A 26,070-nucleotide genomic window follows, 5' to 3' on the forward strand; every position below is an offset into this window, starting at 1 on the left:
GAATCAGAACAGCATGAGCGATGCCGCACAGGTAGCCGGGGGTGCCGACGCGCACCCCCGGCTCGGGACCACCGCGGGCGTCGGCTCGCCACGTAACGAGGGTCGCACCGCGGCCGGTGTTCGCCGCTCGATCGATGTCGATGCGCTGGCCGCACAGGTCAAGGACGGGCAGCGGTCGGCGCTGGCGCGGGCGATCACGCTGGTCGAATCGACCCGGTCCGATCATCGAGAACTGGCGCAGCAGTTGCTGTTACGGGTGGCCGCCGAACCCGGCGCCGCTGTCTCCAACCGCGTCGGGATCACCGGCGTTCCCGGCGTCGGCAAGTCCACGTTCATCGACGCGCTCGGCATGTTCCTGCTCGAAAGAGGCCACCGGGTAGCGGTTCTCGCGGTAGATCCCTCCTCGACGCGCACCGGCGGCTCGATCCTCGGCGACAAGACCCGCATGGCGCGACTGTCCCTGGAAGCCGACGCGTTCATCCGCCCCTCGCCGACCGCGGGCACTCTCGGCGGCGTGGCCAAGGCGACCCGCGAAACCATCGTGCTGCTGGAAGCCGCCGGGTACGACGTGATCCTGGTCGAGACCGTCGGTGTCGGCCAGTCCGAGGTGACCGTGGCCAACATGGTCGACGTGTTCTGCTTCCTCACCCTGGCCCGCACCGGCGACCAGTTGCAGGGCATCAAAAAGGGTGTGCTCGAGCTGGCCGAGCTCGTCGCGGTCAACAAGGCCGACGGCAAACACGAGATCGAGGCCAAAGGCGCCGCCCGCGAACTGGCGGGCGCGCTGCGCCTGATCCACCCGCACGACGCACTGTGGAAGCCGCCGGTGCTGACCATGAGCGGCCTGGAAGGTGTTGGGCTGGACAAGTTCTGGGCTGCGGTCCTGGATCATCGCCGGGTGCTCACCGACGCGGGCGAGTTCGCCGAGAAGCGTCGCCGCCAGCAGGTCGACTGGACCTGGACCATGGTGCACGACCAGATCCTGCGCCGCCTGGCCGACAACCCGCGGGTGAAAGACGTTCGCGCGCAAGTGGAATCGGCGGTGCGTGCCGGCACCCTCACCCCGGCACTCGCCGCGGAAGCCATTCTGGGAGCCTTCGACGCTTGAGCTATCGCCGAGATTGTGTCTGTGCGATAGCTGACTCGCGGCAGGTCGACTCTGATTGGCGGCCTGCCGAGATTCAAACCCCAGCTAGAGCCGATATTTTGCCGATGGTAACTCTTATATGCATGATTTGCCACCTGTTGCCTGAGGTCAGTTCCGGGGATCATGGAAGGTGTCGAAAGGCCCAACGGCCGAGGAGGCACCAGTGGCGATCTTTCGTTCAGACCGGGTAATCGGCAGCGATCTCACGCCGGAGCGAGCGACCCTGGGAGGCGACGGCCGCTGGCGACTCGGCTGGCTTCCCGAACAGGGATTGGACCTGGACCAGGCGATGGACGGTCTACGACTGGACGAAATAGTCAGCGACCCGACCCTGGTGCACGACCGGATGGCGGTGGCCGAGGCGACCGCCTGCGCGGACCGCATGGGCATCCTGTTCGAACAGGCGCTGATCCGCCTGTGGAAGCGCACCCTGGCCACCCTGACGCTGTGCGGGTTCGCCGCCCTCCGCCTACGACTGCTGGTCAAAAGCCACCGGCTGATGGCGTTGAGCGGATAGTCCGCTATAGCCAGCGGGCGCGGCGGAAGACCACGGCCAGCCCGGTGCAAATGGTGGCCATCACGATCAACGTGACGGGGTAACCCCACGGTTGTCGCAGTTCGGGCATCGTGTCGAAGTTCATGCCGTAGATGCCGGCGATCATCGTCGGCACGGCCAAGATCGCGATGTACGCGGAAATCTTGCGCATATCCGTGTTCTGTTGCACGGCGATCTTGGCCACCGCCGCCCCGACCAGGGTGGTGAGCGTCTCGTCGAGATCGTTGATGCGCTCGGTGACACCGCTGTGGTGGTCGGCGACATCGCGCAGATAGCGACGTACTTCCTTGGGCAGTGGCGTGCGCGGTGACGTGAGGGTCTGCAGGGGACCGGCCAGCGGACGCACCGCGCGCCGCAGCTCCACGACCTCGCGTTTGAGCTGGTAGATCGCCTCGATGGGGATCTTGCTGCGCGGGCTGAACAGCTCCTCCTCCATCGACTCGACATCGAACTCGACCGCCTGCGCGACATCGATGTAGGAGTCCACGACCACGTCGGCAATCGCGTGCAACACCACGCCGGGGCCCAGCGCCAGGCGATCAGGTTCGGCTTCCAGGCGATGCCGCACCGCGGTGAGCTCGTTGTGTTCACCGTGCCGGACCGCGACCACGAAATCCGCGCCGAGAAAGACCATGATCTCGCCGGTCTGCACGATCTCGCTGACCGAATGCATATCGTGCTCGACATACCCCACGGTCCGCATCACGGTGACCATGGTGTCGTCGTAGCGTTCGAACTTCGGCCGCTGCCGACCGGTCACCGCGTCCTCGACGGCCAGTTCGTGCAGACCGAATACCTGCGCGATCTCGCCCATCTGATGCGAATCCGGTTCGAACAACCCGATCCACACGAAACCCGTACCGCGACCGCGGATCTCGGCCAGTGCGGTCTGCGGCGTGAACCGGCCGGGCAGACGCGCCCCGTCGACATAGGCCGCGCAATCCACGATCGCCCGCGCGGTCGGCACCGACGGTTTGGGCACAGTCTCCACGTGGCGCCTGCTGCGCGACCTGAACGGCGAACTGGTCATCACGTCGCCGATGCTGCGCCGCCCCGGTGCCTGGGTGTTCGGGCTGTCCACCATCGCGTCGACCTCGCTCTCCTCGATCGTGGCGCAGCATCCCACGACGACGAACACCCGCGCAACCGAACTGGGGTCAGCCGTGGTGCATTCCGCCCATTCCGCCGGGAGCTCCCATGTCCATCTTCATGGGCGCGGGCTGCTGCCCCGGACCCAATACCAGGAACTGGCCCATCATGCCCTTGTCCTCGTGGTGCAGCAGGTGGCAGTGGTACATGTACGGGAACGTGGGATCGGTGTGATCGGCGAAGTGCATCGCCAGGGTGTAGGTGGCGCCCGGGGTGGTGTAGACGGTGTCCTTCCAGCCCGAAAGCGCTGGGGGAGGCGGGTTTCCGTCGATGGCCAAGACCTGGAACTGCACGTCGTGGACGTGGAAGTTGTGCGGCCAGTTGTCCTTGTTACGCACCGTCCACACCTCGGTGGTGTTCACCGGGATGGTCATGTCGATGCGGTTCATGTCCATGCGCTGGTTGTTGATCATGAACCACTGCAGCTCGAACGCTCGGGTCGGCGGGGTGTTCGCGGCGGCCAGGGCACGCATCGGGATCAGCGCGGCGGGCAGGGCCGCGGAGGTGCGCAGGGAGGTGGCGGCGCGCAGGGTCAGGATGTCGAAGGTGTCGTCGAGACCGTATTCGGCGGCGTTGTCCACGCCCGCGCGTTCGGTGATCGGCAACGACCGTAACGTGACGTTCTCGCCCGCGCGCAGGGTGACCACCAGTTCGGCGCGCTCGCCGGGACTGAGCTGAATCGTTTTCAGCGCAACGGGTTTGGTGAGCAGGCCACCATCGGTGGCGATGAGCTGGAACTCGCGGTTGTCGGCAAACGACAGGTTGTACAGGCGACCCGACGAGCCGTTGAGAATGCGCAACCGGACCCGCTCGGTGGTGACAGGCAGGTGGGCGTTCGCGATGCCGTTGGTGATGATGGTGTCACCGAGCAGACCGATGTCGGTGCTGTCGGTTTCGTTCAGGGTGCCGTCGGCGTTGAAGCGGCGATCCTGGATCACCAACGGAATGTCGTCGACGCCATAGTCTTTCGGCAGATCCAGCGCATTGGCCTCGTCGTCGTCGACCAGGAACAGGCCCGAAAGTCCACGCTGGACATGCTTTTCGGTCGCACCGTGCGGATGCGGGTGATACCACAGCGTCGCGGCCTGCTGCTGCACCGTCCACTCGGGGGCCCAGGACGCGCCGGGCGCGATCATCTGGTGCGGGCCACCGTCGTACTTCGCAGGCAGGTGCATGCCGTGCCAGTGCACCGAGGTGGGCTCGGGCAGATCGTTGGTGATGGCGAACGCGACCTTCTCGCCCCGTCGCGCCCGCACCGTGGGGCCCAGGACCGAGCCGCTGAACCCCCAGGTCGGGGTCGAGGAACCGCGAACCATCTCGGTGACGCCGGTCTGCGCGCGCAGGGTGAACCGACGCACGCCGTCGGAACCGACCGTGGACGGGGCCAGCGGCGGGATCGGCAGCGGCCGCGTCGCCGGCGAACCGACCGAACCGGGTGCCGAGGTGCCGATCGAACAACCGGCCGCGTACACCGCTACCGGTGCCAGGGCCAGGCCGGTGAGAAAACCTCGTCGCGAAACCAACGTGCGCTCCTTATCTGGGGGAACCTCCAGCTTCTGTATCTGGGGAACCTCCAGCTTCGCCGGTGTGGTGCCGCCGCCACTCCGCCCAACAGTCGGACCCCGCCGCCTCGAATTCACCCGCCCGACCGTTGCGAACGCGCCGATAACGTGCTAGCGCCGATCGGTCACCTACCGTGGGGGCGTGATCGACATCCGCGCCCGCCATGGACTGCGCCCCCTGTTGCGGGCGGTGCCGCTGCTGGTGATTCCGATACTGCTGCTGGCCAGCACTTACCCGGGCCAATACCGGGTGCCCCCGCACTACTGGGCGCTGGCGATGGCGTCGGCGGTGGTCTTCCTGTTCGGGGGCAGGTGGCCGCTGACGGTGTCGTTGGTGCTGTCGGCGCTGGCGGTGCCGATGATGCGCACCGACGCCTGGGGGGTGTCGAGCCTGGCCTGGTTGCTGGGTGCGGTGACATTGGTGGATGTCGTGGCGCGCACGCAACGGCGGTCCACGGTGGTGCTGGCCGCGGTGGGCTGGGCCGCGGCGGTGGTCATCGGGCGGCTCGGGGTGCACGACACGTCGATCGGGCGGGTGTCGACCATGGTCGAAGCGGGCGCGTACGTGGGGTTGCCGCTGCTGCTGGGCCTGTATCTGCGCGGGCAGCGTGAACTGGCGCAGAACTTGCGCGAACAAGCCGCCGACGCCGAAGCCCGCACGCGCACCGACGAACGGTCGGCGCTGGCCAGGGAGCTGCACGACGTCGTCGCCCACCACATGGCATCGATCATCCTGCGGATCTCGGTGGCCGAACACGTTGTGCGAGAAGCCGATCCGCGCGTGCTGGCGGTTCTCGACGATGTGCGCGGGACCGCCGCGGCCGCCCTGGCCGATATCCGTCGACTGCTCGCCGCCCTGCGCGACCCGGCGCTGGGCACCGTCGCGCTGGTCGACACCGGCGCCGTCGCCACCGAGATCACCGCCGCCCTGGATCGGGTGCGTGCCGCCGAATTCACCGTGGACGCGGTGATGGACACAGACCTCGACGGCCTGGACGCGATCAGCCGACTCACCCTGCTGCGTTTGGTACAGGAATCGCTGACCAATGTGATGAAACACGCGGATCGCGAGGTCCCGGTGCGGTTCCGGGTCGGGACCAGCGGCGGTGGCATCGCGGTCGAGGTCGTCAGCGGGCGACGGGAACCGGCCGGGCCGCCCGGCCACGGCATCGTCGGCATGCGCGAACGCGCCGAACTGGCCGGTGGGACCTTCGCCGTCGGGGCGCACGACAGTGACTGGGTAGTACGAGCGTGGCTGCCGGACAGCTCACGGACAGGAGAACAGACGTGATCACGGTATTGCTCGTGGACGACCAGCGCCTGGTGCGCGCGGGCCTGCGGATGTTGATCGAGGACACCACCGACCTGGCGGTGGTCGGGGAAGCCGCCGACGGGGTCGAAGCGGTGCGGCTGTATGCCGAACTCACCCCCGACCTGGTGGTGATGGACCTGCGCATGCCCGGCCTGGACGGTGTCGCCGCGACCCGGCAGATTCTGGCGATGTCACCGCGCGCGAAAGTGTTGGTGCTGACCACCTTCGACGACGACGAGCACCTGTTCCCCGCGTTGTCCGCCGGGGCCGCAGGCTATTTCGTCAAAGACACCGAGCCCGCCGTGCTGCTGGACGCCATCCGTCGCACGGTGGAGGGTGACCTGTTGTTCTCGCCCGCACTGCTGCGTCGATTGGTCGGACGGGCCGTGCAGGCGCAGTCGGCCCCCGAAACACCCCCTCTGCCAACCGATCTGACCCCCCGTGAGCTCGACGTGCTGCGCTTGGTGGGTGCCGGGCACGGCAATCAGGCCATCGCCGAGCAACTCCACCTGGGCGTGAGCACCGTCAAGTCCCACGTCGCCAGCCTGCTCGACAAAACCGGCACCGACAACCGGATCCGGCTCGCCATCTACGCCTCCAAACTCACCGGCTGACCGCGTTCACCCGCTCGACTGGCGGGCGAACTCGGCGTGACTGTGCGAGCTGAAAATGGTGACGGGGTCGGTCTTTTCGGCGGCCAGGGTTCGCAGGGCCGCGAGATTACGCCGTCGACTGGTGCCGTCGGCCTGCCCCAAGGTCTGGAAGACGGTGATCCCGGCCGGACAGGTCGGCGGCGAATCGAGTTGGCCGGGCGCGTAATAGGCGTCGCCCGCGTGCAACAGCCAGCCGGTTCCGGTGTCGATCGCGACCCCGGTGTGCCCGCGGCTGTGACCGGCCAGCGGGATCATCAGGATCTGGGCGGGCAGGCCCTCGATATCGCGGACGGCGGTGAAGCCGCGCCAATCGGCGGCGCCGTCGCTGGTGTGTGCCCGCCAGTGTGGCTGGTGGTCGAAATGGCAGGGGCGGTAGCGGTTTCGCTCGGCCATCGTCGACGGATGGGTCAGCGCGTCGAGTTCGACGGTGCTGATGTGCACGGTCGCCTCGGGGAAGTCGGCGAGGCCGCCCGCGTGGTCGAGATCGGCATGGGTGACGATGATGTCGCGCACGTCGTCGGGGGAGTAGCCCAGGGCGATCACCTGTGCGCGGGCGGTGCTGGTCGAATCCGGTTGGGGATTCCAGATTGTGGTCCACGAGGTGCCGAGCCAGCGGGCGGGGTCGGACACGGCGTTGCCGCCGAGTCCGGTATCGACGAGAACCAGACCTTTCGCGTGCTCGATCAGCAATCCGTGACAGACCAGTGTCGCCCGCTGATGCCAGGCGCGTGCACTGCCGTCGAACAGTCCCCCGCCGCGAGGATTCAAAGTGGCAAAATTCAGATGGTGAACACGCATGAATAACTCTTTCCACCCCGGATACGTGAACTTCCCAGTTTACGTCGCCGAGAAAATGCCCGAGGTAGAGTTATTCGCTTGGTATCACTGGGGATTCGCCCCGCCACACAGCAATGCGAGTGCGCGTAACGTCACAGGTCGAACAGGGTAACCGCGTTGTCGTGGCACACATTCCGAATCCACTGTGGGCCCAGTTCGAGACGCTCCAGCGCGCTGATCGCCTCGGCATACGGGTACGGGATATTGGGGAAATCGCTGCCGAAAAGAATGCGATCCCCGAACCGGATCAGGCGCTCGCGTTCGGCAGGGGGAAAGGGTGCGCCGGCCTCACTGAAATCCGTCCAGACCATGGTGGTGTCGAGATACAGCCGCGGATACTGTTCCGCCAAGTCCAGAAATTCGGTGTATTCGGGCGTGCCCATGTGGGCGATGATCAGGCGCAGCGTCGGAAAGCGTTGCAGCAGTGTGGCAATCGGCTTCGGGCCGGTGAATTCGCCAGGAGCGGGGCCTGATCCGCAATGGATCAGCACCGGGATCTGACGTTGCGCGAGCACCGCCCACACGGGATCCAGGAGCGGATCCAACGGCGAGAACGCGCCGACTTGGATGTGCACCTTGAAGATTCGCGCGCCGCTGTCGATAGCCGCTCGCACATACTCGGCCGCGCCGGGTTCGGGGTAGAAGGTCGCGGTGTGCAGACAGTCGGGGGTGCGGGCGGCGAAATCCGCGGTCCAGCTGTTGAGCCACTGCGCCATCTCGGGCTTGTGCGGGTACACCAGCGAGGTGAACGCGCGAACACCGAAGTCGCGCAACGTTTTCAGACGCACCTGTTCGTCGTCGCGGTAGGTGATCGGCCACGGCTTGCCGGTGAGCGGGCCCGCGGAGTCGAAGTACGCCCACACCTTGCGCATGACCTGGTCGGGCATGAAGTGGGTGTGCACGTCGACGATCGCGGGCAGGTCGTAGCGGGCGCGAAAGTCGGCGAGGTAGGCGGCGGTGTCTACGGTCATGGCTGCTCCGGGTACAGGCGACGGGCCAGGGCGCCGACGCGGGTGACGAGACGTTCGAAGAACACAGTGGGGTCGGTGCCGATCACGATGTCGGCGTTGGGTTCTCGACCCCACATGCCCGCCCAGTCCGCGACCGTGGTGGCGCGGGTGATCGTGCCGGCCAACTCCACGTCGACCGTGGCCGGGCGGGTGACGGCCAGACTCGGGTCCAGGGCGACGGCCGCGGCGAACGGGTCGTGCATGTGCGCCAGATAGCCCAGGTCGTACTGGTGGTGGAAGTCGAAGTAGAACCGCACGGCGTCGGTGAGGTAGGCGATGATCGGATTGCTTGCCGCGGAGCGGAACTCGGCCGCGGTATCGGTGCCGACCTGTTCGAGCGGCGTACTGTGCGCTGCTTCGGCCAGTAGCACGAGGTGTTCGGGCAGCATCTCGATGGACTCGGTGATATCCAGCGCGCACACCAGCGGTCTGCGGTCCGGCGGCGCCGCCGAGAACGCGTCGAACACCTCTTTGGCCGCCTCGGGATCGACGTGGATGTTCCACTCGTTGGTGGGCGTCGTGTTGCCAGGGTGATTGAACGCGCCGCCCATGATGACCAGGCGGTGCAGCAGGCGCGGCAGCTCGGGTTCTATGCGCAGGGCCAGCGCGAGATTGGTGAGCGGGCCCGTACACAGCCCGGTGACCTCGCCGGGATCGGCGCGCACCAGGTCCACCCACAGTTGCGCCGCCGACCGCTGCGACAGCACGCGTGGTGACACCGGCAACTCGGCATAACCGAGACCCTGCGGACCGTGCGTGTCCTCGGTGGTGCGCAATGGGACAGCCAGGGGTTCCGCCGCCCCCAACGCCACCTCGATCTCCGGCGCGCCACCCAGATCCAGCATGGCCAGGGTGTTCGCCGCGACCTGCGCCCCGGGCACATTGCCCGCGGTCGCGGCGATGCCGATGATCTCGGCCTCGTCGCAGGCCAGCAGATACAGGATCGCCAGCGAATCGTCGATCCCGGTGTCTACGTCGAGGAAGATCTTCTGCGGCACGCCACCGAGACTAGCCGCGGGCCCCGTCGAGGTCCGCAGCCCGTCGGATCAGTACGTCGGCAGCGCGAATTCCTCGGTGTGGCCGAAGAAGATCTTCTTGGTCAGCGGACGCATCGGCCGGGACATCATCAGGCGCACATTCACCTTGGCCAGTCGCGTCAGCAGCGGGGACTTGGGGATCATCATCGCGATGCCGCCCCCGGGAATCTCCTTCGCCTTGTCGAGGAACGGCGAGATCTTGTCCTGGTAGCGCCGCTGCGCACCGGCGAGATCGTGTGGGCTGGCGGCGATTTCGGCCGCGAGAATGTACGCGCCGACAATCGCCATCGCGGTGCCCATGCCGCTCAGTGGCGAGCCGCAGTAACCCGCGTCGCCGATCAGCGTGACCCGACCCACCGACAATTCCGGCACATCCACGCGCGCGATCTCATCGAAATAGAAGTCGGGTGTGGACTCCATCGCCGCGAGCACCGCCGGGGCGTGCCAGCCCGCATCGCCGATGGTCTTCCTGATCAGCGCGCGCTGGGCGTCGGTGTCGCGGCGCAGGGCCGGGTCCTGTTCGGTGCGCAGGGTGATGATCGCCTTGGCGGTGGTGGGGTCGCCGTCGGGGCGGATGCCGAGCATGGCGCCGGGCACCAGCCGCATGCTGAACCAGCCGGGCTCCACATCGGCGGGCTTGGGCATGGTGAAGAAGGCGCCGTAGCCGCCGAGGTTGGTGCTGAACTGCTCCTCGGGCCCGAAAACGAGTGCGCGGGTGGCCGAGTGCGTGCCGTCGGCGCCGATCACCAGGTCGAACCGCTCGGTGCTGCCGGAAGCGAAGGTGACGTCGACGCCGGTGTCGTCCTGCGCGACCTGCACGATCCACTCGCCGTAGCGGTAATCCAGCTGGCCGTTGTCGGCGGTGGCCACCGCATCCAGGAGCACCTGATTCAGGTCACCGCGGGTGATCTCGATTTCCGCGACGGCACCCTGGCCGTCGAAGTCCTCCATGGCCATCCGGGCGTAGATCTTGCCGTCGCCGTCGATGTAGGACATGCCGCGCTCGTCGAGCTGATACTCGGCGATGCCTTCCATCAGGCCCATGCGCTGCGCGGCTTCCTTGCTCGGGCCACGCAGATCCACGGCCTGCCCGCCGGGGCGGGGGACCGCGGCGCGTTCGACCACGGTGGTGCGAATGCCGTTGCGCAGCAACTGCAATGCCACCGCGTTGCCCGCGATGCCGCCGCCGGAGACCAGAACGTGCAGGGGGCTGCTGGTGCTCATGATGGTGTTTCCCGTCTGATGAACGAATGTCTTAGACATATGTCTAACAGGGATTTGCACGGATGTCTAGAACAACTGTCTAAGACGGTCGGGTAAGGTGTCGGCCATGGGTAACCGAGAAGATCTCCTGGCGGGGGCGCGCAAAGTGATTCTGGAACGCGGTGTCGCGAAGGCGACCGCGCGCGATATCGCCAGCGCGGCAGGGGTGAGCCTGGCGGCGATCGGCTACCACTTCGGGTCGAAGGATCGCCTGGTCACCGAGGCGTTGAGCGAGGCGCTGGGCAATTCCATCGGTGACGCGATGGACGAGCTGATCGCGGAAGGCGCGGGGAGCTCACCGTTGGCAGGGCTGGCTCGGCTGTGGAACGGGATGCCTGCGGTGTTCGAGGCCAACCACGAGGCGATGCTGGCCAGTCTGGAGAACATCGTGCGGATCGTGCGCTCCGACGACGCGCGCGGCCAACTCGGCGACCAGCTGTCCGGCGCGTTCGACGACCTCGCCGCGCACGTCAAGGCGGCGCACCCCGAACTCGACGACGCGCAGGCCGCGGCCATCGGACGAATGTACTTCGTACTGGTCCAGGGGCTGGGGGTGTTGTGGTTGCTGAATCCGGGCGAACTGGTCGCCAATGGCGATCAGCTCACGACCGCGGTCTCGGCGCTGGCCGGACAATGACCGGGACGTCTGCTCACGCCGGGTGGTAGTGGTCGGGCGCCGCCACCCAGAACGGCTGTGCCGACCCGTACGGTGGTGCGGGCCAACGGTAGTCGTCGTACTCGGCGAATGCCGGTGCGGCCGTGACCAATTCGCCGTGCGCGACGGTGGCGGCCGGATCGGGTGGCGGCGCGGCGGGGTGGTCGGGCGTGCGACCCTCGGCGGCCAGCAGCCAGGATGCGGTGCGGGCCAACGAAACCCGCACGGTTGCGCCGAACCCGTCGTCCGCGCGAGCCACCAGCGCATCCATGACGCCCGCGGCCAACAGATATCCCGACCCGTGGTCCAGGGCCTGGGCGGGTAGCGCGCCGGGGCTGCCCTCCAATAGTGAAATGCCCGATGCCGCTTGGACAATGCTGTCGAAACCGCGCCGATCACTCCACGGTCCGCTCGCTCCCCACGCGGAAACGGCGGCCTCGATCACGCCGGGACCGACGTGCACCCCGGCCGCGGCCAGCGCACCCGGACGGTAACCGGTGACCAGCACATCCGCCGCGGCGAGCAGGTCCTCGAAGGTGGCGAGATCGGTCCGCAGATCGAGCAGCGTAGATCGTTTGCCCTGGCAGGTGTCGGCGAACTGCCAGTCGATCTCGGGCAGGTGCGGTGGGTCGATGCGCAGCACATCCGCCCCCAGCAGTGCCAGCGTTCGGGTGGCGACCGGACCCGCGAGGACACGGGTGAGGTCGAGGACGCGAACACCGGTCAGCGGACGGTCGGTCGTGGGAGCCGCCGACGCGACGGGTGCAGCGCCAAGCCCCCGGCCCTGGTCGGAGACTCGGGGCCCGTGCCCGGCGACCCACGCAGTACCGGCGGTGGATCGGTGGTCGTCGCTCGCCCGGTCGGGCGCAGCGGTGGTATGTCGGCGGTCCTCGCGCACATCCATCGTGACCAGCGGGCCTGCGGCAGCGGCGCGACCCATCGAGCTGTTCGCCCATTCCTGCTCGGTGCGCACCCGTGCCACGATCGCACCGATCGCGACGGCCGCGTCTTCGACTTCGGTGGCCTTCATGGTGGACAGCCGGGCGCTGAATCCAGCGGCGTCGCTGTCAGCGGACAGTTCGAGCGCCCGCAGGATCCGCTCCCGGTGATGCGGGTAGTTGGCATGCGTGCGAACCCAGCCGTCGGCAGTGCGGAAGAAGCCGGAGAACTCGGCGAACACCGACGGCGCGCTGCCGCCGCGGCGGAACAACCGCTCGCTGCTGAACGCCGCGCTCACCCGGTCGGCATCGAGCCGAACCGGACGGGCGGACAGACCCTGCGCGACCCGAACCCGGTTGGCAGCCGCACTCGCCGCCGCGACCGACCCCGCCGCGAGCGCCCACACCGGTAGGGTGGCCGCCAGCCGCGCATCAGGGTCCGGCACGTCGGCATCGCCCGACAACGGGAGCCCGAGTCCCGTCTCATAGGCGTGGACGAGCTGCTGCGCGGTGGTCACCCCGACCAGCCTAGTGGCGGTGACAACGGTGAGGAGTGGGACGTGAAGACGACTGGCACACAATGGGTTCGGGTGCTGCGACCGGACACTGCCGCACGCGGACGGCTGACCTGCTTCCCGCCGGGCGGCGGTTCGGCACCGTTCTATCGGGAGCTGGCGCGACACATCGGCCCCGGTATCGAGGTGACGGCCGTGCAGTACCCCGGCCGCCAGGACCGTCTCGACGATCCGCCGATCACCGACCTGCACCTGCTCGCCGACCGGATCGCCGCCGACCTCGCCGGTGCGCCCGCGCGTTCACTGTTCGGCCACAGCATGGGCGCCACGGTGGCCTACGAGACCGCCCTGCGCCTGGCCGCCGCCGGACAACCGGTGCGCGCCCTGATCGTATCCGGCCGTCCCGCACCGGAATTCGTCGAAACCGCCCGCCTGCACCAGGCCTCGGACGCGGCCCTCATCGACGACCTCGAACGGCTGGCCAACGACCCCGCGCCGGTGCGCCTGTTGCGCACCGAACCCGGCTTGGCCGATCTCGTGCTGCCCGCCGTGCGCGCCGACTACCAGGCGGTCGAGACCTACCGGCACCGTCCGGGACCGCTGCTGACCTGCCCGGTGGTCGCGCTGGTCAGCACGCAGGACCCGACCACCTCCGTGGCCCAAGCCGAGCAGTGGCGTGCGGTCACCGACGGACCGTTCAGCATTCAGACGTTCTCCGGCGGACACTTCTACCTCGATGACCAGCCCGCGGCGGTCGCGCAGGAGATCACACGGCATCTGAGCTGAGGCGGCGTTGGTGCAGGCGCACGTACCCGACCCAGGACACGAGTACCGTCACCGCCGCGAGCGCGCGCATCAGGCCGACCGAGCTGTCGGGGTAGATCACTCCGGTCAGGTAGTGGTCGATGAAGCCCGCTTCGGGTAGTTCGCTGACCCCGGCCTGCCTGCGCGCCCAGTTCTCGGCGTAGGTCAGGGGGCAGTGGAAGCCGATCAGGACGGTGCCGAAGCCCCAGGCGACGGCCAGGGCGTGCAATCCGATTGTGCGGGGCCAGCGCCACGCGAGGAAACCGCCGAAGACCACGTACGCGATGAACGCGACGTGGGTGACGGCGAGAACGTCGGCCAGCACCCGGAACGGCACCTATTCAGAATATGTTCCAGGTCGCCGAACCGGAATCATGATCACCATTCCGGTTCGGCATCGCTGCGGTGACCGGGATGGGTCACCAGGGTGACGGCCGGTAGTCCTTCAGGAAGCAGCCGTACAGGTCCACGCCGTCTTCGCCCTGCACGATCGGGTCGTAGACGCGGGCGGCGCCGTCGACCAGGTCAAGGGGCGCGTGGAAGCCTTCTTCGGCCAGGCGGACCTTGGTGAAGTGCGGGCGTTCGTCGGTGATCCAGCCGGTGTCGACCGCGGTCATCAGGATCGAGTCGGCCTCGAACATCTCGAGCGCGCTGGTGCGGGTGAGCATGTTCAGCGCGGCCTTGGCCATGTTCGTGTGCGGGTGGCCGGGGCCCTTGTAACCGCGGCCGAACTGGCCTTCCATCGCGGACACATTGACCACGTACTTGCGCCTGCCCGACGCCGCGGCCATGGCCGGACGCAACCGCGACACCAGGATGAACGGCGCGACCGAGTTGCACAGCTGCACCTCGAGCAGTTCGGTGGCCTCCACCTCGCCCACGGTCTGCACCCAACTGTTGGTGTGCGCGAGATCGGGGACGAGGCCGCCGGCGTCGATGGCCACGCCCGCAGCGATGCGTTCGGGGGTGGCCGAGCCCGCGACCAGCGCGAGTTCGGCGACATCGACCGCCGACAGCGACGGGGTCAGCGAAGCAGTCAGCGCGGTCGGGTGGGCCTGCATGGTCTTGCCGAACGTGACCATCTCCGGCATCACACCCGCGGGCAGCGGCGCGGTCTCGGCATCGACCAGCGCGCTGTACGCACCGGCGGAACGACGCACGGTCTGCGCGGCATTGTTGATCAGGATGTCCAGTGGCCCCTGCGCGGCGACATCGTCGGCCAGCGCAACGACCTGCGCGGGATCACGAAGGTCGATGCCCACGATCCGCAGCCGGTGCAGCCAGTCCGCGCTGTCCTCCATGGCCGCGAACCGGCGGATCGCGTCGTTGGGGAAACGGGTGGTGATGGTGGTGTGCGCGCCGTCGCGCAGCAGCCGCAACGCGATGTACATGCCGATCTTGGCGCGACCACCGGTGAGCAGGGCGCGCTTGCCGGTCAGGTCGGTGCGGGCGTCGCGCTTGGTGTGGCTCGAGGCCGCGCACTCGGGGCACAGCTGGTGGTAGAACGCGTCCACCTGGGTGTACTTCTGCTTGCAGATGTAGCAGGGGCGCGCCTTGAGCAGCGTGCCCGCGCTGGCGCCCGCGGCGGCGGAGCTGATCGGGATGCCCGCGGTCTCGTCGTCGATGCGCTGCGGGGAGCCGGTCGCGGTCGCGGCGATCACCGCGCGGTCGTTGGCCGAGATCTGTTCTCTGGCCTCGATGCGGCGGCGGGTCTTGAGCTTTTTGAACATGTGCCCGACCGCGCGCTGTACCGCGATGGAATCGGGGTGTTCCTTCTCCAGCTGTCCGGCGCGTTCCAGCACCCGCAGACAGGTCGCCAACTCGTCCGGATCGATCATGTTCTCGGTCATCGGGGAGTGCGACATTCCTTCGTGCGACAGCGGGGGACAACATCTATTGTCGCATTGGCCGCGCGCGCGACCCGCTGGGTATCGTGATGGACCGTCACCGCAACCACGCGAGGACGATGCGAACTCGACGGAGCACCCCGATTTCCCCGCTGGACACCGACACCGCAGACGCGCCGCGCAGGCGCAGGCTCGAACCCGACGAGCGACGCGCGCAGATCCTGGCCTGTGCCATCGACATGTTCGGCGAACGCCCCTACGCGGCGGTGTCGACCGCGGAACTGGCCCAGCGCGCGGGAGTGGCGCGCGGCCTGATCAACCACTATTTCGGCAACAAACGCGACCTGTATCTGGCGGTGGTGCGTCGCATGGTGACGCTGCCGCGCCAGGACAAGGTGACCATCCCCGACGGCACCCCGCAGGAACGGGTCGATGCGATCGTGGGCTGGCTGCTGGACACCATCGCCGAACACGGCACCACCTGGGTGAAGGTCACCAGCCACGAAGGCGTGGGCGATGACCCGCAGGTGCAGCAGATTCTCGACCAGGCCGATGACGCGGCCGCCGAACGCATGCTGGTGCTGATCGGGCGCGCCGATCTGGCACACAGTGCATCGTTGCGCGCACTGGTCTTGGCCTACGCGGGCTTGGTGAAGGTGGCCGGGCGCGAGTGGATCACGCGGGGCACGCTGACCAGGGTGCAGGTGCATCGACTACTGGCCGATACCTTGCTCACGATGATCACCGAGACCATTCCCAGTATGCAGGTGGCGGAGCCCGGTTCCGACCGCTAGCTCGACAGGCCCGGGCGCGCGGGCTTGTTCTCGCCGGGCACGAAGCGCCGGGCGGCGCTGTACCGCTGCGCGGACGCCCGCCCCGGCGCGTGCCCGGTGCGGCCGATGGCCTTCTCGATCTTCTGTTCCCGGCGATGCTCGAACATCAGCGCGCCGATGCCGCCGACGAGGAACAGCAGCGTCACCACCCCGGCGACGATGGCCCACCCGGTGTGCTCGGTGCCCGCCGCGACCAACGTGCAGGCCAGTCCCGCCACCGCGATGCCGCACATGATGATGCCGGGGACGTTGTAATCGTCGGCCAGCAGGTCACCGGCTTGGGCGTGCCATGGACGGTCTGCCGAACGCGTGCTGTCGGACATGTGGTCTCCTCGCGAACTAGGGGTGCGCGCAGTGGTTCACCTGATGACCAGCATGAACCCTGTCGTGGCGAGGTGGCAAAGGTGTTAGCTGGTTCGTTACCGGCCGGGCAGGGGTGGGGTCGCACGTTATGTCACTGTGACCCTATTTCGCGTTTGAGGTGTCATACCGGGCTTTCAGTCCCTATTCTCGTCGCGTAACCCGGCGTCGCACCGGTTTCTGTGTGCGCCCGGGGAGATCGGAGAGGGACCCGGGGTTGATGGCACGGTATGAGGAATGGGACGACGACCCCGAGCAGGAGTCCGACGATCGGCGCTGGGACGGTCAGCGGTGGCCGCAGGTGGCCTCGGACGGGTCGGTGGGCGGTCGTCGCAGTGAGCCGCCGCGGGTGAATCCGTACGCGATGGTGGCGTTGGCTGCCGCGCTGGTGCTGCTGTTCCCGATCGCGGTGGTGTTCGGGCTGCTGTCGTTCGGGCATCCGCGCGGGCGGGGGATCGCGGTGTTGGCGTTGCTGCTGGGTCTGTCCGAGGCGGCGGTCGCGGTGGCGATCGGGTTGTCGGTGTTCGGCGGGTTGGATGTGGAGGTGCCGAAGCTGGCGCAGGCCGCGGCGACCACGCCGGTGTCGGTCACGTCGTACGGTTCGCCGTCCGCGACCAACCCGGTGCCGGTGACCTCGGTGGTGGAGAAGGGCAGCATCGTGGAGAAGGGCACCGAGTGTGCCCCCGAGAAGGCGGGCCTGCTCGGTGTCGCCGCCGACGGCGCGACGCTGCTGTGCCTGCGCGGGCCGAGTGGTCACCACTGGTCGGGGCCGTTCCGGGTGTCCGGGTCGTACTACACCGCGGGCGCGAAATGTGATCCGTCGGTGGACAAGTCGGGCCGCACCTCCGACAACCACGCGCTGGTGTGCGAGGGCAAGGCCGGCACCGGCGTCTGGACCCCCTGGATCAGCGAGTAGGTCTCACTCCTTCTTCGCCCGGCTGGGTTGCACGCGCGGTGGCTCGTTGGGCATCTTCGGATATTGCGGTGGCCAGGGCGCGTCCATGAGTCCGGCCGCCATATCGCGTTCGGACATCGCCAGCAGTGGTTCGATCGACTGCGGTGCCCGGTTCGCCCACGGATCACCGGATTCGGCGAGGCGGGCGGGCACGGTGGCCAGGGTGAGTTCGTCGGGGACCACGGTGTCCAGGTCGGCCCAGGCGATCGGTGTGGACACCTGGCCGCCGACCTTGGGCCGCACCGACCAGGCACCGAACACGGTCTTGTGCGGGGCGTTCTGATTGAAGTCGATGAACACCCGCGAGCCGCGTTCCTCTTTCCACCACTGCGCGGTGATCTGGTCGGGGTGCCTGCGTTCCAGCTCCCGTGCCAGGGCCACCGCGGCCGCGCGTACTTCGTAGCCGTCCCAGCGTGGTTCCAGCGCGGAATAGATGTGCAGCCCACGCGAACCCGAGGTCTTGATCGAGGAGTCGATGCCCAGTTCGGCCAGCAGTTCGCGGGTGAGCACCGCGGCCCGGCGCAGGTCGTCGAAGGAGATGCCGGGTGAGGGGTCGAGGTCGATGCGTAACTCGTCGGCGATGCGCAGATCGGGTACGTGATTGGGCCACACGTGAAAACCCAAGCAGCCCTGGTTCACCGCCCACAGGATGTGCGCGAGGTCGTGCGCGACCAGTGCGTCGCTGGTGGTGCCGTTGGGGGTGGATACCTCCACGGTCTGCAACCAGTCCGGCGCCGACTTGGGCACCCGTTTCTGGAACCACGATTTCCCCGACGCGCCATCGGGATACCGTTCCAACAGCAGCGGCCGCCCGCCGATCGCCGCGAGCAGCGGCTGTTCGACCGCCTGGTAATAGCGCACCAGATCCAGCTTGGTGTCCCCGCGTTTGGTGAAGTACACCTTGTCGGGATTGGTGATCGACAGTGTGCGGCCGTCGACGTCGATCTCTACTGCTTCGCTCATCGTCGTGCTCCGAAAATTGCGTCCAGTTCGGCGGGTGCCACTTCGTCGAGTTGGGCGTAGGTACAGGAATCCGGGGTGCGGTCGGCCCGGAATCGGGCCAGTCGCCCGCCGTGCCGGAATCGCCCCGACTGCACGTGCTCGTAGCGCACTTCCGCGACCAATTCCGGCCGCAACGGCTCCCACGACAGGTCCTTGCCGCCGCTCCAGCGACTCACCCCGCCGGGCATCTTGCCGTCGGCCCTGGCCTGCGCGGCCGCGTCGGCCCAGTCACGCCAGGGATGGTCGACCAGTGCGTTCTCGCGCAGGGGTGCCAGCTCGGTCAGCAGTTCCCTGCGCCGGGCCGCGGTGAAGCTCGACGCCACGCCGACGTGGTGCAGATTGCCCTCGTCGTCGAACAGCCCCAGCAGCAGCGACCCGACCCCTTCCCCGTCCTTGTGCATCCGATACCCCGCGACCACACAGTCGGCGGTGCGCTCGTGCTTGATCTTGAGCATCACGCGCTTGTCCTGCAGGTAGGCCAGATCGTCGGACTTGGCCATCACCCCGTCGAAACCCGCGCCTTCGAACCGGGTGAACCAATCCTGCGCGACATCGGGATCGTGGGTGATCGGCGTGAGATGGATCCGCCCCGGCGCGGCATCCAGCAGCGACTCGAGCTCGCGCCGACGTTCGCTGAACGGCTCGGCGGTGAGATCGCGATCGCCGATGGCGAGCAGATCGAACGCGACGAAACTGGCCGGCGTCTCCGCGGCGAGCTTGGCCACCCGCGAGGCCGCCGGGTGTAACCGCTGCTGCAAGGTGTCGAAGTCCAGGCCCTGATCGGTGACGACCACGATCTCCCCGTCCACTACACACCGTTGCGGCAGTGCCTCTTTCAGCAATTCGGCCAATTCGGGGAAATACCGGGTGAGCGGGCGATCGTTGCGGGAACCGAGTTCGATCTCGTCCCCGTCGCGGAACACGATGCACCGGAAGCCGTCCCACTTGGGCTCGAAACTGAGCCCGGGCTCGCGCGGCAGCGACGGTGTGGACTTGGCCAGCATGGGGCGCACTGGCGGCATCACCGGTAGATCCATGCGATCCTCCTCGCGGGTGGGTTCACCCGTATCGACGATGCGAGCACGCCCGATTCATCGGTGTGTGAGGCGATCGTAGGACGGGGTACCGACAGGTGCGCGGACATCGCGGGCGCGGTGTCGTCAGCTGTCCACGTGCACGTGCGGTCGACGCGCCTGATCGGGCTCGGCCCGGCGGATGATCTCCCTGGTCACCGGCGCGACCTCACCTTCGCCGACGAACAGGAACCGCAGTAGATTCACGATCGGATTGCCTTCGGTCCATTCGAAATACACGTGCGGTTCCAGCCCGGTCCGGTCGCGGATCGCGAACAGGATGGCCGCCACCGAATTGGGCACCGCGGCGGCGGTGACAGTCAGAATGTGGTGGCGGCCCACATCGACCGCGTCCACGCGCAGGTCGGCGTTGAAGTCGGAAGGGTCGGCCACGACCACTTCCAGGAACAGGATCGAATCGGTGTCGGGAATGTGACTCTCCCAGCGCTGCACGCGCTCCTTCTCGTCGTACTCCTCGGGCCGATGGTCATCCACGTCATGGGTCACGATCCGGATGACGCCGGTGGCCGCGGCCGCATCGATCAGCGCACCCGCCTCCGGGCTGAACGTCACCTCGATCGCCCGCAACTCGAACGCCCGATGCACTCGCGAGGCCAACGACACCACGATCACCGCCGCGATGAACAGCGACGCCAAATGCACGCCCTCGGGCCGTTCGAACACGTTCACGATCGTGGTGTACGTGAACACCAGCGAAACCAGCCCGAACCCGATCACTTTGCCGCGCTCACGGTTTCGGTGCGCCGACATCGTCACCGCGACCGCCGCCGACGTGATCAGCACCAGCACGCCGGTGGCATACGCGGCGCCCTGCGCGTCGACATCGGCGTCGAAATACCAGGTGATCCCGAACGCGACCACCGCGAACACCAGCACCAGCGGCCGCACCGCGCGCGCCCACTCCGGCGCCATCCCGTAGCGCGGCAGATAGCGGGGCACCAGATTCAGCAACCCGGCCATGGCCGAGGCGCCGGCGAACCACAGGATCGCGATGGTCGCGACGTCGTAGACGGTGCCGAAACCGTTGCCCAGGTACTCGTGCGCGAGATAGGCCAGCGCGCGACCGTTGGCCTGTCCACCGGGTTGGAATTCCTGCTCCGGGATCAGCACCACGGTGATGAAGCTGGACAGCAGCAGGAACACGCTCATGATCAGGGCGGCGGTGGTGAGCAGTTTGCGGGCACCGATGATCCGTCCGCGCGGATCAGCCGGGGTGTCGCCGGGTTCGCCCTTGATCAGGGGCATCACCGCCACCCCGGTCTCGAAGCCGGACAGGCCCAGCGCCAGCTTCGGGAACACCAGCAGTGCCACGCCGACCATCAACCAGATATTGCCGTGCTCGGCGGTCATCGCGTGCGTCCAGTCCACGACCAGATCCGGCGCGGTGACCACGTGCCACAGCCCGACCACACCCACGATCGCGTTGAGCGTGAGAAACGCCCCGACCAGCACGACCGAGATGCCGATCGCCTCGGCGAAACCTTTCAGGAACACCGCCGCCAGCAGGGCAAGCATCACCAACGTGATGAGCAGCCGTTCGTCGTGCCAGCTCGCGGGGGTGAACGGGTTCTCCACGATGTGGGCGGCACCGTCGGCCGCGGACAGGGTCATCGTGATGACGAAGTCGGTGGCCGCGAATCCCAGCAGCACCAGAATGAACAGCTTGCCCGACCAGCGCGGCATGATGTCGGCGAACATCTGCAGCGAGCCACCACCATTGGGGCTCTCGCGCGCGACCCTGCGATACACCGGCAGCGCGCCCAGCAACGTCAGCAACACCAGTACCAACGTGGCCAACGGGGACAGCACGCCTGCCGCGATCGCGGCGATGCCCGGTTGATAGCCCAGCGTGGAGAAGTAGTCGACGCCGGTCAGGCACATCACCTTCCACCAGGGCCGCTGATGCGGTTCGGCGTGCTCGACCGAACGCATCGGGCCGGGGTGTTGCGCGTGGCCGGGTTCGTCGGTGCCGTCGAGCAGCCATCGGGTGAAACGTGGGCGAGTGTGTTTGCTCGTCACCGGTTCTCCTGTACCTGATCGGTCCCATGGCGCGCGTTGCGCCGGGGATCAGGCCGGAGTTTAGGTGCCCGGGGGGCGTTCGCCGCGCAGGCGCGAGCTCAGTGGTCCAGCCAGCCGTGTTCGTCGGCGAAGGTGGTGAACCGGTCGCGGATGGTGATGATCTCGGCGGCGGTGAGCGCGGGGGAGGCTTCCAGCAGTAGTTCGGTGATCTGCTGACGCAGTTCGTCGGGGCCCAGTCGGTCACCCTTGCGGGACTTGGGTGAGGTGGTGGAGGGGCCGACCGCGGTCAGGTTGATCGCCTTGGGTCCCCGATCACCCTCGGTGACATCGAATTCGAACAGCCGACCCTGGCGCAATTCGTCCTCGTCGAGGCCGATGTCGTTGACGTGGACGAACACATCGGGACCGCCGTCATCGGGCCGGATGAACCCGAAACCCCGTGACCCATCGAACGACACCAATTTCCCGTTGGACACCAACACACTCCTCGCTCAACTTTTCCCGCCGCTACTGTAACGCGGCTTTTGGGCGTTTTCGGTGGAAAGTGGATATCTCCGGGTGGTGATCAACCGCGTTCCATGGGCAGGCCCGCGTCGCGCCACGCGACCATGCCACCCGCGAGACCGAACGCGTCGAAGCCCGCCGCGTGCGCCGATGCCGCGAACCGCTGCGAGGTCTCACCGACCGGGCACACGAACACCACCGGCCGCGACCGGGGAAACGGCACTCCTTGCGCGAGCAGGTCGTCGAGTTGATCGTCGCGGATATTGACCGCGCCGGGGACGTGCCCGACCCGGTAGGCCATGGCGCCACGGGTGTCGACGATGGTGGGTCTGCCGGTGCGGTCGAGTTCGGCCAGGGCGGCGGGGGACAGGGTCGGCGCGGCATCGGCCGGGCTAGGGGGTGTCGGCGCGGCCGGTTTGCCGAACAGATCAGGTCGACGCTTGGCGAAATAGGACAGGTACGGTTCGATCCGGTCGCACACGATGAGCACGGCGACCAGGGGTCGGCCTTCGGGTCGCGGTGCCGCGGACAGGGTGCGCAGTGCGGCGAAATAGGCTGCGCCACTGGTGGGTCCGGCGAGCACGCCGTAGCCGTGGACCAGGTCCAGGGTGGCGGAGATGGCGGCGGCGGAGTCCACGGTGACGATCTCATCGTAGAAATCCGGCCGGAAAAGCCCCACATCCCACATCTCCCGTTCGGATCGAATGCCCGGTATGAAGTCGAACCGGTCCGACACGACACCGATGGTGCGCAGGCCCGGATGCTGGGGCAATAGTGCGGTGGCGGTGCCACGCGTGGACCCGGTGGTACCGAGGCCACCGATCAGGTAGTCCAGGTCAGTAATGCCCGCCTGCGCAAGGTCGCTGGCGATCTCCGTGCCCGTGCCGTCGTGATGGGCCGCGATATTGCGTTCGTTGGTGTACTGGGAGGGGTGAAACCAGTGGTCCGGTGCCTGGCTGGTGGTCTGGTCGATGACGGCCGAAACATCATCGGCCGCATGGGGATCCGGGCATTCGGACAGGCCGGGCAGCTCCACGATCTCGGTGCCCAGCAGCTGCAGCAGTTGTCGGACCTCGCTGACTCGGATCCGGTTGGTGACCGCACGCAACGGAATGCCGTGCAGGGCGCCCAGCACCCGCAAGGCCTTTGCGGTATTGCCGCTGGACGCCTCGATGAACGACTGTCCGCCCGCCGCAACCGTGTCGAGGTCGTCGCGAATCATCGCCCACGCGACCCGGTCCTTCACCGAGCCGAAAGGGTTGTGCGACTCCAGTTTCGCGTAGAGGTCGACATCGGGCAGGCCGTGGACAGCGGGGTCGAGGCGCAGCAGGGGAGTGTTGCCGATGAGCTCGGTGATATGGGTGTAGACCATCAGCGGTCCCCGGGGCGGTAGTCGGCATCCGGGCACAGCACGAACCGCCCATCACGGTGCAGCACAGCGACTTTCGCCGGAACCGGGTGCATACTGGCCTGCGCCGCCGACAGATCCATGTGATACGCGGCGGTATTGGCGAACACCACTGGGTCGCCGGGTTCGGGGATCCGTGAGACTCGGACTTGCCGCTGAGTGATCAGGTCCCGCTCCAAACACAGATGCCCGGCGAAATAGACACCGGCAGGCTCGGATTCGCCTTCCTCGGACAACACGATCGGGTCGATGAGTACCTCCTGGTCGGCGGCGGTGACGGTGTCGCGACTCAGATCCAGGTGGACCAGGGTCGCGCCGTTGCCCGCCTGTTTGACGAATTCCACCTGTGCCACGGTGATTCCGGCGTGATCGACCAGGGCCTTGCCGGGTTCCAGCCACAGTTCTAGGAGGTTGTCGGCCAGCACCGCCCCCAGCGCCCGCCCGCCGTGTCCAGGCAGTGGGGAGTCCAGCAGCTCGGCGAGCAGCGCGGGCGCGGTTTCGGTGTTGGCGTACTTGTGGAACACAGGTCCGCCGTGCACCATTCCGTCGGCGACGTGATAGCCGAAAGTGTTGTTGCCCCAGTGCATCGCGGGGCCACGCCCGAGCAAGCCGACCCGTAACGCGTGGTCGTAGGCGTGGTACCCCTGCGCATCAGCGGTGAACACCTGGCGCAGACCGCCACCGATATCCAGGACTGTCGGCGCGAGACCGTGTGCGTAGGCGCGTTCGATCAGTTCGAGGCAATCACCCACGGCCGTGACGCGCTCGGTGGTTGCTGCGGTGTCGAGGTGGAAAGCAAACCCCAACAGTCGCAGTCCTTCTCGAAATCGCACCAGCAAGTCCAACGCGGTGCCCGCATCGCGAAGATCGATGCCGAAGCGGCTGGGCGAACTACCGGAAAACCCCGAAACCCGCAGCAGCACGGGCACGGCGGACCCCGGGGCGACCACCTCGGCCAGTGTCGCGAGTTCCCAGAGATTGTCCACGTTGATCGTCACCCCCGCCGCCAGCGCAGTGCGCAGCATCGCGGCACCTTTAGGGCCGGTCACCTCGATAAGCTCGGGCGCAAACCCGGCGCCGACAGCGGAACGCAGTTCTTGCGCCGACGCCACATCGACCGCGATTCCCGCATGAGCGGCGGTACGTACAAAAGCCGCCGATCGATTCACCTTGTGCGCGTAGCAGATCCGATAACGCATAGACCGACCATCGAGCACACCGTGCAACGCGGCAAGGTTGTCGGTGAAAACCTGCGGGAACACCAGGTGCACGGGGGACCCGAAGCGGCGCAACATCTCTCGCACACCAACCTGTTCGGCCAGGAATGCGGCGACCAGTGGATGCAACGCGGCTGGAACGGCGGGCGGAATCATCCCACCGACGCACCGGGCACCTGCGCGGGCACCTCGTCGACCGGATTGTAGCCACCGTCCCGCAGCGCCTCGAACACCCGGAACCGATTGCGCGGACTGCGAATCCGGGCAATCACCCGCTTGGACTCCAGATCGATCTCGACCACGGCAATGTCCATCGACTCGAGCAGCGCGGTGATCGTGCGGACACAATGCCGGCAGCTCATATCCGGAACGTAGAACACCCCGTCGTCGCTGGTTCCGTGCTGCGCCTCGGTCAGATCCTCGACCACCTCCACCGAGCCGGCCAACGCCGCGAACGTCTCGACGAACCGATCCGCCACCAACGCAAGCACATTGACCAACGCCCCGTCGACATCGTGCGGCACCGCCGCCAAACACCCAGGCCGCGCACCCGCCGGAAGCAACGCGTACTGCCGCGAAATCAAGTCCAGGTCGTCGTGGTATTTCGCCACCGCCGCCTCGACAGACAGCCCTTCCTCCGTGGTAGCCCGCCGCATCACCGCCCGCGCATCGGCAATAGTGGCATCCTTCATCGCCCGCAACACCGCAATCGAATCGGCGGTGTACCGCACCGACCCGTCCGGCTGCAGAGCGAACCGCACCGGGATCATCCCCCGTCGAAACGTCGACGCCTGCAACTCCCAGAACCACCGCGTAGCCACGGCGGTGAAGATGCCGGAAGTGTGCATCCCCCTGGCGAATTCGACGATCCCGCCATATGGAGTATCGGCGGCGATCAACCCGTGCTGGACCAGCGCGCGCCCAGCAGCCTCCACCCCGACCCGGAAGATCTCGTGCGGATCGTGATCAGTGGTGGTCGCCTCGAGCACCGCGCGGTCGCGGTCCGAAACAGCACGCTGCGGCAGCCCCGATGCCGCAAGTGAATGCCACAGCGTCAGAACAGTTTCCCGGGCGACAATCGCGAGTTCCGGTCCCGCACCGGCAGTATGGAAGTACCCGGCGTTGGGAATCCCCGCACTGTCGGTCCACGTGATCCGATGCGTAGCACTGGTCACCTGCTCGGGCCGACACGGCCGCATGAACCGCTCCAGATACATCCGCTGCGACTGCGTCAGCGCTGCCCCATCCTCGGGCCGTAACGCCGTGGCACGAAAGGTGATTCGAACCGGCGACAACGGTTCAGTGGCCGCGAAGAGCCCGGCGGCGGCCAACCCGGCCAGCACTCGAGACGCGGCGCGGCGATCATAACGATCAGCGATAGGCGTATCCATCG

The 26,070-nt window shown here is 67.4% G+C and carries 25 protein-coding genes; 8 read left to right on the plus strand and 17 right to left on the minus strand.

Annotated features, from left to right (window positions below):
- Nucleotides 1-13: 13 nt before the first annotated feature.
- Complete coding sequence (gene meaB / locus ACFWVD_RS10840) at nucleotides 14-1,108, plus strand: methylmalonyl Co-A mutase-associated GTPase MeaB (RefSeq protein WP_379241988.1); 1,095 nt, start codon at nucleotides 14-16, stop codon at nucleotides 1,106-1,108.
- Between the two features lie 202 nt (nucleotides 1,109-1,310).
- Complete coding sequence (locus tag ACFWVD_RS10845; protein WP_379241823.1) at nucleotides 1,311-1,664, plus strand: hypothetical protein; 354 nt, start codon at nucleotides 1,311-1,313, stop codon at nucleotides 1,662-1,664.
- A 4-nt stretch (nucleotides 1,665-1,668) separates the two neighbouring features.
- Here ACFWVD_RS10845 and ACFWVD_RS10850 read toward each other — a convergent pair whose 3' ends face one another.
- Together ACFWVD_RS10850 and ACFWVD_RS10855 are read right to left on the minus strand one after the other, a co-directional pair.
- Nucleotides 1,669-2,733, minus strand: a complete 1,065-nt coding sequence (locus ACFWVD_RS10850; protein ID WP_379241989.1) for a magnesium and cobalt transport protein CorA — start codon at nucleotides 2,731-2,733, stop codon at nucleotides 1,669-1,671.
- Between the two features lie 127 nt (nucleotides 2,734-2,860).
- Nucleotides 2,861-4,375 (minus strand): multicopper oxidase family protein, encoded by a 1,515-nt coding sequence (locus ACFWVD_RS10855; protein WP_379241824.1) that lies wholly within the window; start codon nucleotides 4,373-4,375, stop codon nucleotides 2,861-2,863.
- A gap of 181 nt (nucleotides 4,376-4,556) precedes the next feature.
- On the opposite strand from ACFWVD_RS10855, the gene ACFWVD_RS10860 reads away from it, so the two are divergent.
- Entirely contained in the window at nucleotides 4,557-5,705 is a 1,149-nt protein-coding gene (locus ACFWVD_RS10860) for a sensor histidine kinase (RefSeq protein WP_379241825.1), read from the plus strand.
- Nucleotides 5,702-6,340, plus strand: a complete 639-nt coding sequence (locus ACFWVD_RS10865; RefSeq protein ID WP_379241826.1) for a response regulator — start codon at nucleotides 5,702-5,704, stop codon at nucleotides 6,338-6,340. The genes ACFWVD_RS10860 and ACFWVD_RS10865 overlap by 4 nt, the downstream gene beginning before the upstream one ends.
- A 6-nt stretch (nucleotides 6,341-6,346) precedes the next feature.
- On the opposite strand, the gene ACFWVD_RS10870 is transcribed toward ACFWVD_RS10865, so the two are convergent.
- From ACFWVD_RS10870 to ACFWVD_RS10885, 4 genes are all read right to left on the minus strand, one after another.
- On the minus strand, nucleotides 6,347-7,177 hold the full coding sequence (locus ACFWVD_RS10870; protein ID WP_379241827.1) for an MBL fold metallo-hydrolase: 831 nt from the start codon (nucleotides 7,175-7,177) through the stop codon (nucleotides 6,347-6,349).
- 131 nt (nucleotides 7,178-7,308) lie between these two features.
- Nucleotides 7,309-8,187: an amidohydrolase family protein gene (locus ACFWVD_RS10875; RefSeq protein WP_379241828.1), complete on the minus strand. Its 879-nt coding sequence runs from the start codon at nucleotides 8,185-8,187 to the stop codon at nucleotides 7,309-7,311.
- Nucleotides 8,184-9,224, minus strand: coding sequence for a nucleoside hydrolase (locus tag ACFWVD_RS10880; RefSeq protein WP_379241829.1), 1,041 nt, complete (start codon nucleotides 9,222-9,224; stop codon nucleotides 8,184-8,186). The genes ACFWVD_RS10875 and ACFWVD_RS10880 overlap by 4 nt, the downstream gene beginning before the upstream one ends.
- Before the next feature lie 48 nt (nucleotides 9,225-9,272).
- Nucleotides 9,273-10,487, minus strand: coding sequence for an FAD-dependent monooxygenase (locus tag ACFWVD_RS10885; RefSeq protein WP_379241830.1), 1,215 nt, complete (start codon nucleotides 10,485-10,487; stop codon nucleotides 9,273-9,275).
- A 106-nt stretch (nucleotides 10,488-10,593) separates the two neighbouring features.
- Between ACFWVD_RS10885 and ACFWVD_RS10890 the strand changes: the two genes are divergently transcribed.
- Nucleotides 10,594-11,163 carry a TetR/AcrR family transcriptional regulator gene (locus tag ACFWVD_RS10890; RefSeq protein ID WP_379241831.1) on the plus strand — a complete coding sequence of 190 codons (570 nt, stop codon included), beginning with the start codon at nucleotides 10,594-10,596 and terminating at the stop codon, nucleotides 11,161-11,163.
- Between the two features lie 13 nt (nucleotides 11,164-11,176).
- Here the strand turns inward: ACFWVD_RS10890 and ACFWVD_RS10895 are convergent, their stop codons facing one another.
- Nucleotides 11,177-12,637 carry a CoA transferase gene (locus tag ACFWVD_RS10895; protein ID WP_379241832.1) on the minus strand — a complete coding sequence of 487 codons (1,461 nt, stop codon included), beginning with the start codon at nucleotides 12,635-12,637 and terminating at the stop codon, nucleotides 11,177-11,179.
- Between the two features lie 42 nt (nucleotides 12,638-12,679).
- On the opposite strand from ACFWVD_RS10895, the gene ACFWVD_RS10900 reads away from it, so the two are divergent.
- Nucleotides 12,680-13,420 carry a thioesterase II family protein gene (locus tag ACFWVD_RS10900; protein WP_379241833.1) on the plus strand — a complete coding sequence of 247 codons (741 nt, stop codon included), beginning with the start codon at nucleotides 12,680-12,682 and terminating at the stop codon, nucleotides 13,418-13,420.
- Here the strand turns inward: ACFWVD_RS10900 and ACFWVD_RS10905 are convergent.
- A complete protein-coding gene (locus tag ACFWVD_RS10905) occupies nucleotides 13,401-13,775 on the minus strand; it encodes a DUF2784 domain-containing protein (protein ID WP_379241834.1) in 375 nt (124 codons plus the stop codon). The two genes, ACFWVD_RS10900 and ACFWVD_RS10905, sit on opposite strands and share 20 nt — an antisense overlap.
- Nucleotides 13,776-13,857: 82 nt before the next feature.
- On the minus strand, nucleotides 13,858-15,288 hold the full coding sequence (locus ACFWVD_RS10910) for an SDR family NAD(P)-dependent oxidoreductase (protein ID WP_379241835.1): 1,431 nt from the start codon (nucleotides 15,286-15,288) through the stop codon (nucleotides 13,858-13,860).
- Nucleotides 15,289-15,404: 116 nt separating this feature from the next.
- On the opposite strand from ACFWVD_RS10910, the gene ACFWVD_RS10915 reads away from it, so the two are divergent.
- Nucleotides 15,405-16,079, plus strand: coding sequence for a TetR/AcrR family transcriptional regulator (locus tag ACFWVD_RS10915; protein ID WP_379241836.1), 675 nt, complete (start codon nucleotides 15,405-15,407; stop codon nucleotides 16,077-16,079).
- Here ACFWVD_RS10915 and ACFWVD_RS10920 read toward each other — a convergent pair.
- Nucleotides 16,076-16,441 carry a hypothetical protein gene (locus ACFWVD_RS10920; RefSeq protein WP_379241837.1) on the minus strand — a complete coding sequence of 122 codons (366 nt, stop codon included), beginning with the start codon at nucleotides 16,439-16,441 and terminating at the stop codon, nucleotides 16,076-16,078. The two genes, ACFWVD_RS10915 and ACFWVD_RS10920, sit on opposite strands and share 4 nt — an antisense overlap.
- A 257-nt stretch (nucleotides 16,442-16,698) precedes the next feature.
- Here ACFWVD_RS10920 and ACFWVD_RS10925 point away from each other — a divergent pair, with 257 nt between their 5' ends.
- Entirely contained in the window at nucleotides 16,699-17,394 is a 696-nt protein-coding gene (locus tag ACFWVD_RS10925) for a hypothetical protein (RefSeq protein WP_379241838.1), read from the plus strand.
- 3 nt (nucleotides 17,395-17,397) lie between these two features.
- Here the strand turns inward: ACFWVD_RS10925 and ligD are convergent, their stop codons facing one another.
- The 7 genes from ligD to ACFWVD_RS10960 form a co-directional block, all read right to left on the minus strand.
- A complete protein-coding gene (gene ligD / locus ACFWVD_RS10930; protein WP_379241839.1) occupies nucleotides 17,398-18,396 on the minus strand; it encodes a non-homologous end-joining DNA ligase in 999 nt (332 codons plus the stop codon).
- Nucleotides 18,393-19,472 carry an ATP-dependent DNA ligase gene (locus ACFWVD_RS10935; protein ID WP_379241840.1) on the minus strand — a complete coding sequence of 360 codons (1,080 nt, stop codon included), beginning with the start codon at nucleotides 19,470-19,472 and terminating at the stop codon, nucleotides 18,393-18,395. The genes ligD and ACFWVD_RS10935 overlap by 4 nt, the downstream gene beginning before the upstream one ends.
- 123 nt (nucleotides 19,473-19,595) lie before the next feature.
- Nucleotides 19,596-21,548, minus strand: coding sequence for an amino acid transporter (locus ACFWVD_RS10940; protein WP_379241841.1), 1,953 nt, complete (start codon nucleotides 21,546-21,548; stop codon nucleotides 19,596-19,598).
- Between the two features lie 98 nt (nucleotides 21,549-21,646).
- A complete protein-coding gene (locus tag ACFWVD_RS10945; RefSeq protein ID WP_379241842.1) occupies nucleotides 21,647-22,030 on the minus strand; it encodes a cold shock domain-containing protein in 384 nt (127 codons plus the stop codon).
- A gap of 83 nt (nucleotides 22,031-22,113) precedes the next feature.
- A complete protein-coding gene (locus ACFWVD_RS10950; RefSeq protein WP_379241843.1) occupies nucleotides 22,114-23,424 on the minus strand; it encodes a pyridoxal-phosphate dependent enzyme in 1,311 nt (436 codons plus the stop codon).
- Complete coding sequence (locus ACFWVD_RS10955; RefSeq protein ID WP_379241844.1) at nucleotides 23,424-24,833, minus strand: decarboxylase; 1,410 nt, start codon at nucleotides 24,831-24,833, stop codon at nucleotides 23,424-23,426. Before ACFWVD_RS10955 ends, ACFWVD_RS10950 begins: the two co-directional genes overlap by 1 nt.
- On the minus strand, nucleotides 24,830-26,068 hold the full coding sequence (locus ACFWVD_RS10960) for a heavy-metal-associated domain-containing protein (protein ID WP_379241845.1): 1,239 nt from the start codon (nucleotides 26,066-26,068) through the stop codon (nucleotides 24,830-24,832). Before ACFWVD_RS10960 ends, ACFWVD_RS10955 begins: the two co-directional genes overlap by 4 nt.
- Nucleotides 26,069-26,070: the final 2 nt, after the last annotated feature.

Source organism: Nocardia sp. NPDC058666 (genome assembly GCF_042714895.1).
In the GTDB taxonomy this organism is placed as follows: Bacteria; Actinomycetota; Actinomycetes; order Mycobacteriales; family Mycobacteriaceae; genus Nocardia.

Excerpts from the sequence above, each read along its gene's own strand:
- meaB (WP_379241988.1), top strand. The coding sequence starts at position 14 with ATGAGCGATGCCGCACAGGTAGCCGGGGGTGCCGACGCGCACCCCCGG.
- ACFWVD_RS10850 (WP_379241989.1), bottom strand. The coding sequence starts at position 2,733 with ATGACCAGTTCGCCGTTCAGGTCGCGCAGCAGGCGCCACGTGGAGACT.
- ACFWVD_RS10870 (WP_379241827.1), bottom strand. The coding sequence starts at position 7,177 with ATGCGTGTTCACCATCTGAATTTTGCCACTTTGAATCCTCGCGGCGGG.
- ACFWVD_RS10875 (WP_379241828.1), bottom strand. The coding sequence starts at position 8,187 with ATGACCGTAGACACCGCCGCCTACCTCGCCGACTTTCGCGCCCGCTAC.
- ACFWVD_RS10885 (WP_379241830.1), bottom strand. The coding sequence starts at position 10,487 with ATGAGCACCAGCAGCCCCCTGCACGTTCTGGTCTCCGGCGGCGGCATC.
- ACFWVD_RS10890 (WP_379241831.1), top strand. The coding sequence starts at position 10,594 with ATGGGTAACCGAGAAGATCTCCTGGCGGGGGCGCGCAAAGTGATTCTG.
- ACFWVD_RS10910 (WP_379241835.1), bottom strand. The coding sequence starts at position 15,288 with ATGACCGAGAACATGATCGATCCGGACGAGTTGGCGACCTGTCTGCGG.
- ACFWVD_RS10915 (WP_379241836.1), top strand. The coding sequence starts at position 15,405 with ATGCGAACTCGACGGAGCACCCCGATTTCCCCGCTGGACACCGACACC.
- ACFWVD_RS10920 (WP_379241837.1), bottom strand. The coding sequence starts at position 16,441 with ATGTCCGACAGCACGCGTTCGGCAGACCGTCCATGGCACGCCCAAGCC.
- ACFWVD_RS10925 (WP_379241838.1), top strand. The coding sequence starts at position 16,699 with ATGGCACGGTATGAGGAATGGGACGACGACCCCGAGCAGGAGTCCGAC.
- ligD (WP_379241839.1), bottom strand. The coding sequence starts at position 18,396 with ATGAGCGAAGCAGTAGAGATCGACGTCGACGGCCGCACACTGTCGATC.
- ACFWVD_RS10935 (WP_379241840.1), bottom strand. The coding sequence starts at position 19,472 with ATGGATCTACCGGTGATGCCGCCAGTGCGCCCCATGCTGGCCAAGTCC.
- ACFWVD_RS10950 (WP_379241843.1), bottom strand. The coding sequence starts at position 23,424 with ATGGTCTACACCCATATCACCGAGCTCATCGGCAACACTCCCCTGCTG.
- ACFWVD_RS10955 (WP_379241844.1), bottom strand. The coding sequence starts at position 24,833 with ATGATTCCGCCCGCCGTTCCAGCCGCGTTGCATCCACTGGTCGCCGCA.
- ACFWVD_RS10960 (WP_379241845.1), bottom strand. The coding sequence starts at position 26,068 with ATGGATACGCCTATCGCTGATCGTTATGATCGCCGCGCCGCGTCTCGA.